Origin of the sequence: Pseudomonas sp. CROZ-RG-20F-R04-15 (assembly GCF_022662375.1) — a bacterium.
Lineage (GTDB): Bacteria > Pseudomonadota > Gammaproteobacteria > Pseudomonadales > Pseudomonadaceae > Aquipseudomonas.
In genome coordinates, this window is record NZ_JAKNQL010000028.1 from 66,480 (window position 1) to 76,305 (window position 9,826).

Consider the following 9,826-nt stretch of genomic DNA (forward strand, 5'->3'; position numbering starts at 1 on the left):
GTCCTTTTTTCGGGTTTTAGAATTCGCGAGCGGTCAGAACTTCATCACCAGCATGCCGATCAGCACCAGCCCACAGGCTAAGAGCCGTGGCCGGCCAAAAGGTTCTTTGAGGTAGCGCATGCCGAACAGCACCACCAGAATCACGCTGATTTCACGCAATGCCGCCGCTTCCGCAATCGAGCCCAACTGCATCGCCCATAGCACCAGAGCGTAGCTGGCCAATACGCAGAAGCCCACCGCCAACCCCAGCTTCCATTGCTCACGCCAGAACTGCATGAACGCCGGACGCTTGGCGACCCACGCCAACAGCGGAAACGGCCAGGCACTGAGCAGCGTGACCCAGACCAGATAATCGAGCGGATGCGACCAGCGCCGCAGCGCCTGGCCATCGATGTAGGTGTAGCAGCCGATGCACAGACCGATGAGCGCCACCACTGGCAACATCGACCACGGCAAGTGTTTACCGCCGCCGCCCTGCCAAAGCAGACAGGCCATGCCGAACGGAATCAGCATGATGCCGAAGATCTGCTGTGTGGTGAGCACTTCACCGGCGAAGATCAAAGTCAGTGCGAGCACCACTAGCGGCGACAATCCGCGCATCAGTGGATACACCAGGCCCAGATCGCCGACCCGATACGCTTGAATCAACAGATAGCGATAGAGCAGTTCAAACGCTGCCGACGCCAGAATCCACGGCCAGATTGCCATGGGTGGCAAGCTCACGAATGGAAACGCGATGGCAACGACCAGCAGCGCCACAGTGTCCATGCACGCCACCACCAGCAGCCGCTCGGCGCTGAACTTGATTAACGTATTCCACGTCGCATGCAACAGCGCCGCCATCAATACCAAAGCCGTCGCCAGCACGTTCAACTCCTTATTGTTGTTAGCGAACCAATTAGTCAGATTATTGATTCGCGATGTGTCAGCAGCTGTTTATACTGCAAGCGACCACGCCGCACTCAGTTGCGCACAGAAAAATACCAATAACTCTTGCCTGCACCGTCTCTTTTCGAAAGCGGTCGTCGGCCTGCGTATGCCTGATCACAGCGTCAAGACTACCGACAGAGACCTTGCGCATGCCACTCGCCTTGCTTGCCCTCGCTGTTGCCGCATTCGGCATCGGCACCACCGAATTCGTCATCATGGGCCTGCTGCCCGATGTTGCCCGCGACCTTGCCGTGAGCATTCCCGAGGCTGGTCTGTTGATCACCGGTTACGCGCTGGGCGTGGTGTTCGGTGCGCCGATTCTGGCGATCGGCACCGCCAACATGCCACGCAAAGCGACACTGTTGGGCATGACGCTGATGTTCATCCTCGGCAACATTCTTTGCGCCCTCGCCCCCAACTACGCAACGCTGATGGCCGCGCGAGTGGTCACCGCACTGTGCCATGGCGCGTTTTTCGGCATCGGTTCGGTGGTCGCGGCCGGACTGGTCGCACCGAACAAACGCGCCCAGGCGATTGCGATGATGTTCACCGGCCTGACTTTGGCCAACGTCCTCGGCGTGCCGCTGGGTACTGCGCTGGGTCAGTATGCCGGCTGGCGTTCGACCTTTTGGGCGGTGTCGGTGATCGGTGTGATCGCAGCCCTCGCGCAGTGGTTGTGGCTGCCAAAACACATCCCGATGGACAAGGCCAACCTCGCCAGCGAATTCAAGGTACTGGGCAAGATCAACGTGTTGCTGGCGCTGGGCATGAGTGTGCTGGCTTCGACCAGTCTGTTCAGCGTGTTCACCTACATCGCACCGATCCTGCAGGACATCACTGGCGTCAGCCCTCACGGCGTGAGCGTGATGTTGCTGTTGTTCGGCGTCGGTCTGACCGGCGGCAGCATGCTCGGCGGGCGTCTGGCTGATAGCCGTTTGTTGCCTTCGCTGGTGGGTGTGGCCCTGGCGGTGGTGGTGATTCTGGCGGCGTTCAGCCAGACCAGCCGTTCGGTGGTGCCGGCAGCGATCACGCTGGTGCTGTGGGGAATTTTCGCTTTTGCCCTGTGCCCGATTTTGCAGTTGTTGATCATTGATCAGGCGCATGAAGCGCCGAATCTGGGCTCGACGCTGAACCAGAGTGCCTTCAATCTCGGTAACGCGGCGGGTGCGTGGATCGGCGGGCTGGTGGTGGCCAGTGGTGCGGATCTGGCGGACTTGCCGTGGACGGGTGCGATGGTCGGTGTGTTGACGGTGCTGACGGCGCTTTTCTTTATCTATCTGCAACGTCGCGAAGCGGCTGCGGTCAATGTGTCCGGCTAATCGTGTTGTGCCAGACAGAGCCCTCACCCTAGCCCTCTCCCAGAGGGAGAGGGGACTGAATGGGGGGATATTTGAGAGATACGCCGACGTGAACCCGCTTTGCTGAATCCATAAGCGATAAGGTCTTCCAGGTCGATGTCTGACGCCAGACACCTCGGTTTGCCCCCTCTCCCAGAGGGAGAGGGGGCTGATCGGGGGATGCTTCAGAAGTACGCCGACCTGAACGCGCATTGCCGAATCCATAATCGACTCGGTTATTCAGGTCGATGCATGCCACAAGACAATAAGGTCGGCTCCCTCTCCCTCCGGGAGAGGGCTGGGGTGAGGGAAGCTTGTGCCCTCTGTCGCTCTCAGCCCATCAAACCCCTGCGCCCAAGCATCGGGCGCGCTCCACTCACCCCTCATCCAAAGGACCCCGGATGCTTGAACTTGTCGCCGCTTTCATCTGCCTCACCACCCTCCTCACCTTCGTCAACTTCCGCTTCATCGGCCTGCCGCCGACCATCGGCGTGATGGTTACCGCGTTGATGTTTTCCCTGCTGCTGCAAGGTCTGAGCGTACTCGGCTACCCCGGCCTCGAAGAACGCGTACAGCAACTGATCGGCCAGATCGACTTCGGCGATCTGCTGATGAACTGGATGCTGTCGTTCCTGCTGTTCGCCGGCGCCCTGCACGTCAACCTCAACGACCTGCGCAGCTATCGCTGGCCCATCGGCCTGTTGGCAACTTTCGGTGTGTTGATTGCCACCACGGTGATCGGCAGCCTCGCCTATTACATTTTTGCCCTGTTCGGCTGGCATGTGAGTTTCTTGTATTGCTTGCTGTTCGGCGCTTTGATTTCGCCGACCGACCCGATTGCGGTGCTCGGCGTTTTGCGTACCGCCAACGCTTCAAAACCGCTAAAAACCACCATCGTCGGCGAGTCGCTGTTCAACGACGGCACGGCGGTTGTGGTGTTCACCGTTTTGCTCGGTATCGCCCAGCTCGGCGAAACTCCGACCGTCAGCGCCACGGCCATGCTGTTCGTTCACGAAGCGATTGGCGGTGTGCTGTTTGGCGGGCTGATCGGTTACCTGGTCTATCGGATGATCAAGAGCATCGAGCAGCACCAGATTACCGTGATGCTGACCCTGGCGCTGGTCATTGGCGGTTCGGCGATGGCCACCGAGATTCATGTGTCAGCGCCGATTGCGATGGTGGTTGCTGGTCTGATCATCGGTAACGTCGGGCGCAATCTGGCGATGAATGAGATGACTCGTCGATATCTCGACGGTTTCTGGGAGTTGCTCGACGACATGCTTAACGCGCTGCTGTTCGCGCTGATCGGTATGGAGCTGTTGCTGCTGCCGTTCAACTGGCTGCACATGGCCGCGGCCGGTGTGTTGGCGGTGGCGATTCTGTTATCGCGTCTGCTCACCGTGGCCCCGGCGATTCTGCTGCTACGGCGCTGGCGCACAGTGCCTGCCGGCACCATCCGCATTCTGACCTGGGGTGGTTTGCGCGGCGGTGTTTCGGTGGCACTGGCGCTGGCCCTGCCGCTGGGCCAGGAGCGTGACCTGCTGCTGAGCATCACCTACATCGTGGTGCTGTCATCGATCCTGTTGCAGGGCCTGACCATCGGCAAACTGGTCAAGCATGCAACGCGCCATGAGCCGAAAGCTGCGACTGAATCTGCGCACTGACGCATCACTGCGGCGCAGTCTGGCGGGCAGTGCCAAGCACTGCCTCAACCTGCCCGGCAGCGTGTAACAGATCGCTGTCGGCTCTGAACGCGCCAATCATTTGCAGGCCAATGGGCAACGCCCCGGTATTGCGGACGAGAGGAAGGTTGATTTGCGGCAAGCCAAACGCCATCCAGAACTTGCTGAAATCCGAAGGCCCGGTCGCCCCAAGGCCCAACGGCGCGACGATGCCGCAGCTCGCACCCAGCACGGCGTCAAACGGTTGGAATATCGGCTCCAGCACAGCGGCTAACGTTGCCAAGCGCTTCTTCGCCGCTGACTCTTGCGCCCACGTCGTCAGACGGGCGCGCTCGATCATGGCCAGTAATTCCTCACTGAGTTGGTCAGGGTGCGCTTGCAGCTCTTTGGCCAGTGATCGGGCGCCCTCGCAATCGTTGATCAACAGATGATCATCGAATACCGACGCAAACGCCTCAGGCAGCACCACCTCGCTCACTTGATGACCCGCCGAGCGCAAATCTTCAACAGCAGCTTCCAGCGCTACGGCCACTTCTTCATCGACCTGATCCCAACGCGCCGTACGACAAAAGCCAAACGTGCAAACGCTCTGTTCGTGAGCACGCGGCGGGAGACCGGGGATCAAGACTTGCGCCATCAGCTCCAGATCGCGCACCGAGCGGCCATACCACCCCACCGTGTCGAAACTCGGCGCCAGTGGCTTTACCCCTTCCAGTGAAACCAGCCCGTACGAGGGTTTGAACGCATACAGACCGCAGTAAGAGGCCGGCTTGATCAATGACCCGGCGGTCTGCGTGCCCAATGCGAGCGGAAAAAAACCGGCCGCCATCCCCGCTGCCGAGCCGGCACTGGAGCTTCCCGGAGTTCTGTCGAGATCATGCGGATTGCGGGTTGGCCCGGTGTGCATGTAAGCGAATTCGGTGGTGTGGGTTTTGCCCATGATCACCGCCCCGGCCTGGCGCAGAAGCGTGACGACATGGGCGTCACGCGAAGGACGGTTGTCCGCATAGATCGGCGAGTAAAAACGAGTGGGATGATCCGCACTGTCATAGATGTCTTTGACGCCCACGGGCACACCCGCCAGCAAGCCTTTTGCGCCGCTGTTTTTCAGATGCCGGGCCTGGCTGCGAACTGCGTCCGGGTCGAACGAAACAAACGCTTTTATGTCCTGTTCATGCGCGTCGACACAGTCAAGGAAATGCTCGGCGACGGTCTCGGGGCTCACGGCCTGCGACCGAACCCGCTGAGCAATGGCGGTGGCATCAGCCTGATCAAAATTGTGCATAAACACCCTGTAAGTCAGTGAAGCCCTTTATCTCAATCGGATTTCCGGCAGGATCCAGAAAAAACATCGTGGCTTGCTCACCGGGCTCTCCGGGAAAACGAATGTGTGGACGAAGCACAAATTGCACTTCGCCTTCGATCAAGCGCTCCTTTAACGCAAGCCAGTCCGACATCTCGAGGATCACCCCGAGATGGGGCATCGGCACGTCATGCTCGCCGACTTTACCGGTGTTGCTGACCGCAAAGGGTTCGCCCAAGTGCAACGACAATTGATGGCCGAAAAAATCGAAATCGACCCACGTGTCGGTACTGCGACCTTCTTTACACCCCAGCAAACCTCCATAGAAATCACGGGAAACCTGCAAGTCGCGGACGTGCATAGCGAGATGAAAAATCGACTGCATAAAGAACTCCTGACGATCACCGGACGATGGAAACAGCGGGATGGTTGAAGACTGTGCGGTTTCGATCAAAAGAGATAGCCTGTAATTCTTACTGCTATCGAAAGCATTTCTTATGGACACGCGATATTTAAAGAGCCTGATCACCGTCGTCGAATGCGGCTCGATCGCCCATGCTGCGCGCCTTGAAGGATTGACGGCTGCTGCGATCAGTCAGCGCATTCTCGCGCTCGAACGGCAGCTCGGCTTTGAGTTGTTATCCCGCGTCGGGCATGCCGCCAAACCGAGCCAGGCGTGCCTCGGTTTGCTGCCCAGAGCCAGACGCATCGTTCGTGAAGTTGCATTATTGGCGGGAGACGCTGACGGCGCAGGTCTGACCGGGCAGTTACGAATCGGCGCAATTTCCACGGTTCTGACCGGGCTGATGCCGGGAGCATTGCGCGCGCTGACCGTGTCGGCACCGGGTTTGACGCCAGTGATCGTGCCGGGAACATCGCGATCGCTGTATCAGGCACTTCTGTCTGGCGAAGTGGACGCTGCGATCCTCGTCGCTCCGCCGTTCGAATTGCCCAAAGCCCTGCAAGCGGTGTTCCTGCGCAAGGAACCGCTGGTGTTTCTGTCGAAAGAAAATTCCCCGCGCAGCATCCCCGAGCAACTCATGAGCCAGCCCTACATTCGCTACGACCCGGACGCCTGGGGCGGCCGCTACGCCGAGCAGTATCTGGCAGATCAAGGATTGAAGCCGATGCCGCTGGTCGATCTGGATGCACTGGAAACCATTGCCATGCTGGTGACGGGCGGCATGGGCGTGAGCCTCGTGCCCTATTGGTCCGGTTTTGAGCAATGGGGCCATCAATGCGCAGTGAGCCAGATTGGCAATGATCGCTATGACCGCGAGATTGCGCTGATCAGCCCGGCCCAGACCGATCGGCCAAACATGATCAGCGCATTGTGCGCGGCACTTTCAACGGCCACGCCTCAACGTTCTGAATCCTTTTTCGACTCGCCTTGATCCTCATCAGGGCCGCTGGATTTCGGCTTCCCGCTTTCACTGCGAATCTGCGCGTGGCTGATCAGCGCAAAGATGAAACTACCGCCAATGATATTCCCCGCCAGCGTGGGGCCGGCGAAGACCATCCAGAAATCACTCCACGGCAATTCACCGGCGAACACCAGATACGACACTTCCGCCGAACCCACCACAATGTGAGTGAAATCGCCGAGCGCCATGAAATAGGTGATGAGGATGATGATCCACATCTTCGCGCTCTCCATGGACGGGATCATCCAGACCATGGTGGCGATCATCCAGCCGGAAACGATGCCCTTGGCGAACATCTGGCTGGCGTGGTTTTCCATGACCTTGCGGCCGATCTCGAGGAAGGCATGGTCAGTCTTGGCGTCGAAGATCGGCAACTCGAGCATCACGTACGCGACCAGAATCGTGCCGCAGAGATTGCCGAACAGCACCACGGTCCACAGCCGGATCAGGCGGCCGAAATTGCGGATGGTCGGTTGGGTCATCACCGGCAGCACGGCCGTCAGGGTGTTTTCGGTGAACAGTTGCTGGCGTGCGAGGATCACCGCAAGGAAACCGGCGCAGTAGCCGAAACTGGCGATCACCTTGAATTCGTCACCGTCGGGCAGGCGCGAGTTGAGCAGACCCATGCCCATCAGCGACAGGCCCATGGTCAACCCAGCCGCGAGTGCCGACCACCAGAGCGCGGCGATGCTGCGCTCCAGTTCCTGATCGCCTTGAGAGCGGATGATTTCATGCAGGACGGCCGCGCGGGGCGGCTGGCTTTTCTCGACTTCGTGCTGTTCTTTGGCCGAGAGATCGGGGGTCTTGCCGTCGGTGGGAGTGGTCATGGCGAGGGAACCGTGGGGGGTGGTGTTTAGCTACGACCCCGGCGGTTCATGGCTGTTCAGTGGCCAGATCAATCTTCGGTGACAGGACAACCGCTTTCGCGAGCAAGCTCGCTCCCACAGTTACAGCGTGATCCTTGTGGGAGCGAGCCTGCTCGCGAAGAAAGCACCGCCGATGTTATTTGGTGACTAACTCATCTTCCTGGAACTGGTCTTTCACATATTTGATTTCAGTGCGGCCATGCGGTGCCGGCAGGCCGTCTTCGCCCAGATTCACAAACACCATCTTCTCAACCGTCAAAATGCTCTTGCGAGTGATCTTGTTGCGCACTTCGCAGGTCAGGGTGATCGAGGTGCGACCGAACTCGGTGGCGGTGATGCCCAGTTCGATGATGTCGCCCTGGCGCGAGGCGCTGACGAAGTTGATTTCGGAAATGTACTTGGTCACCACGCGCTGGTTACCCAACTGCACGATGGCGTAAATCGCCGCTTCTTCGTCGATCCAGCGCAGCAGGCTGCCGCCGAACAGGGTGCCGTTGGGGTTGAGGTCTTCGGGTTTTACCCATTTGCGGGTGTGGAAATTCATCTTCACTCCTGAGTGTCTTGCCGAACGATGGACGGTATCTTGGCAGACTGAGCGGTCAGGCTCCATGCGGCTTCGACTATGGTCGTCATTAACGATCTTCATCTGGCCGACAGAAACCCTTTGGAAGATCAGTCTAGACGGCTATAATCGCCCCCGTTTCAAAACGGTCATCTTCAATTGATACCGTTTTCCCGCCACCTGTCCGAGGGGCGCTGCAGCAGGTTCAACCTGTCAGGCTCGGATGGGGCGTTGACCGGCCTCAGGCTGGACACTAAACGCACAACGGCGCCCATTCGCATACATTACGAATGGAGGCTCTTCATGAGCGCTGTTATCACGCCTGCAGATTTTAACGATTACAAAGTTGCCGACATGTCCCTGGCTGCCTGGGGCCGTCGCGAAACCATCATCGCCGAATCGGAAATGCCGGCCCTGATGGGTCTGCGTCGCAAGTACTCCGGCGAACAGCCGTTGAAAGGCGCCAAGATCCTCGGCTGCATCCACATGACCATTCAGACTGCCGTGCTGATCGAAACCCTGGTTGCCCTGGGTGCCGAAGTACGCTGGTCGTCGTGCAACATTTTCTCCACTCAGGATCAGGCTGCTGCCGCTATCGCTGCTGCCGGTATCCCGGTTTTCGCCTGGAAAGGCGAAACTGAAGAAGAGTACGAGTGGTGCCTGGAACAAACAATCCTGAAGGATGGCGCGCCATGGGACGCCAACATGATCCTCGACGACGGCGGCGACCTGACTCAGCTGCTGCACGACAAGTACCCACAAGTACTGGATCGCGTTCACGGCGTGACCGAAGAAACCACCACCGGCGTACACCGTCTGCTGGACATGCTGGCCAAGGGCGAGCTGAAAATCCCGGCCATCAACGTCAACGACTCGGTGACCAAGTCCAAGAACGACAACAAGTACGGCTGCCGTCACAGCCTGAACGATGCGATCAAGCGTGGTACTGACCACCTGCTGTCCGGCAAGCAAGCGCTGGTCATCGGTTACGGTGACGTGGGCAAGGGTTCGGCTCAGTCCCTGCGTCAGGAAGGCATGATCGTTAAAGTCTCCGAAGTTGACCCGATCTGCGCCATGCAAGCGTGCATGGACGGTTTCGAACTGGTTTCGCCGTTCATCGACGGTATCAACGACGGTTCCGAAGCGAGCATCGACAAAGCGCTGCTGGGCAAGATCGACCTGATCGTGACCACCACCGGTAACGTCAATGTTTGCGACGCGAACATGCTCAAAGCTCTGAAGAAGCGTGCTGTTGTCTGCAACATCGGTCACTTCGACAACGAAATCGACACCGCTTTCATGCGCAAGAACTGGGCATGGGAAGAAGTCAAGCCGCAAGTACACAAGATCCACCGTACCGGCGCTGGCGCTTTCGACGCGCAGAACGATGACTACCTGATCCTGCTGGCCGAAGGCCGTCTGGTTAACCTGGGCAACGCCACTGGCCACCCAAGCCGCATCATGGACGGTTCGTTCGCCAACCAGGTTCTGGCGCAGATATTCCTGTTCGGCCAGAAGTACGCCGACCTGTCGCCAGCCCAGAAAGCCGAGCGCCTGACCGTTGAAGTACTGCCGAAGAAACTCGACGAAGAAGTGGCCCTGGAAATGGTTCGCGGCTTCGGCGGCGTGGTCACGCAACTGACCAAGCAACAGGCTGACTACATCGGCGTCACCGTCGAAGGCCCGTTCAAGCCGCACGCTTACCGCTACTAACAGGCGCTT

General features: G+C 59.0%; 9 protein-coding genes and 1 riboswitch. Of the genes, 4 read left to right on the forward strand and 5 right to left on the reverse strand.

Features of this window, described 5'->3' with window-relative positions:
- Nucleotides 1–33 precede the first annotated feature (33 nt).
- Entirely contained in the window at nucleotides 34–867 is an 834-nt protein-coding gene (locus tag L8H52_RS26875; RefSeq protein WP_242209576.1) for an EamA family transporter, read from the reverse strand.
- Between the two features lie 212 nt (nucleotides 868–1,079).
- On the opposite strand from L8H52_RS26875, the gene L8H52_RS26880 reads away from it, so the two are divergent.
- Both L8H52_RS26880 and L8H52_RS26885 read left to right on the forward strand, forming a co-directional pair.
- Nucleotides 1,080–2,249: an MFS transporter gene (locus tag L8H52_RS26880; protein WP_242209577.1), complete on the forward strand. Its 1,170-nt coding sequence runs from the start codon at nucleotides 1,080–1,082 to the stop codon at nucleotides 2,247–2,249.
- A gap of 419 nt (nucleotides 2,250–2,668) precedes the next feature.
- Nucleotides 2,669–3,931 carry a sodium:proton antiporter gene (locus L8H52_RS26885; protein ID WP_242209578.1) on the forward strand — a complete coding sequence of 421 codons (1,263 nt, stop codon included), beginning with the start codon at nucleotides 2,669–2,671 and terminating at the stop codon, nucleotides 3,929–3,931.
- Between the two features lie 4 nt (nucleotides 3,932–3,935).
- On the opposite strand, the gene L8H52_RS26890 is transcribed toward L8H52_RS26885, so the two are convergent.
- Both L8H52_RS26890 and L8H52_RS26895 read right to left on the reverse strand, forming a co-directional pair.
- Complete coding sequence (locus L8H52_RS26890) at nucleotides 3,936–5,234, reverse strand: amidase (protein WP_242209579.1); 1,299 nt, start codon at nucleotides 5,232–5,234, stop codon at nucleotides 3,936–3,938.
- Entirely contained in the window at nucleotides 5,221–5,637 is a 417-nt protein-coding gene (locus L8H52_RS26895; protein ID WP_242209584.1) for a VOC family protein, read from the reverse strand. Before L8H52_RS26895 ends, L8H52_RS26890 begins: the two co-directional genes overlap by 14 nt.
- Nucleotides 5,638–5,749: 112 nt before the next feature.
- On the opposite strand from L8H52_RS26895, the gene L8H52_RS26900 reads away from it, so the two are divergent.
- Nucleotides 5,750–6,646 (forward strand): LysR family transcriptional regulator, encoded by an 897-nt coding sequence (locus L8H52_RS26900; RefSeq protein WP_242209580.1) that lies wholly within the window; start codon nucleotides 5,750–5,752, stop codon nucleotides 6,644–6,646.
- Here the strand turns inward: L8H52_RS26900 and L8H52_RS26905 are convergent.
- Together L8H52_RS26905 and L8H52_RS26910 are read right to left on the reverse strand one after the other, a co-directional pair.
- Entirely contained in the window at nucleotides 6,613–7,503 is an 891-nt protein-coding gene (locus L8H52_RS26905; RefSeq protein WP_242209581.1) for a formate/nitrite transporter family protein, read from the reverse strand. The genes L8H52_RS26900 and L8H52_RS26905 overlap by 34 nt on opposite strands.
- Nucleotides 7,504–7,678: 175 nt before the next feature.
- Nucleotides 7,679–8,086, reverse strand: coding sequence for a hotdog domain-containing protein (locus L8H52_RS26910; RefSeq protein ID WP_016984776.1), 408 nt, complete (start codon nucleotides 8,084–8,086; stop codon nucleotides 7,679–7,681).
- A gap of 198 nt (nucleotides 8,087–8,284) precedes the next feature.
- Nucleotides 8,285–8,384, forward strand: a riboswitch (S-adenosyl-L-homocysteine riboswitch).
- Nucleotides 8,385–8,407: 23 nt separating this feature from the next.
- Here L8H52_RS26910 and ahcY point away from each other — a divergent pair.
- On the forward strand, nucleotides 8,408–9,817 hold the full coding sequence (ahcY, locus tag L8H52_RS26915) for an adenosylhomocysteinase (RefSeq protein ID WP_123593618.1): 1,410 nt from the start codon (nucleotides 8,408–8,410) through the stop codon (nucleotides 9,815–9,817).
- Nucleotides 9,818–9,826 lie beyond the last annotated feature (9 nt).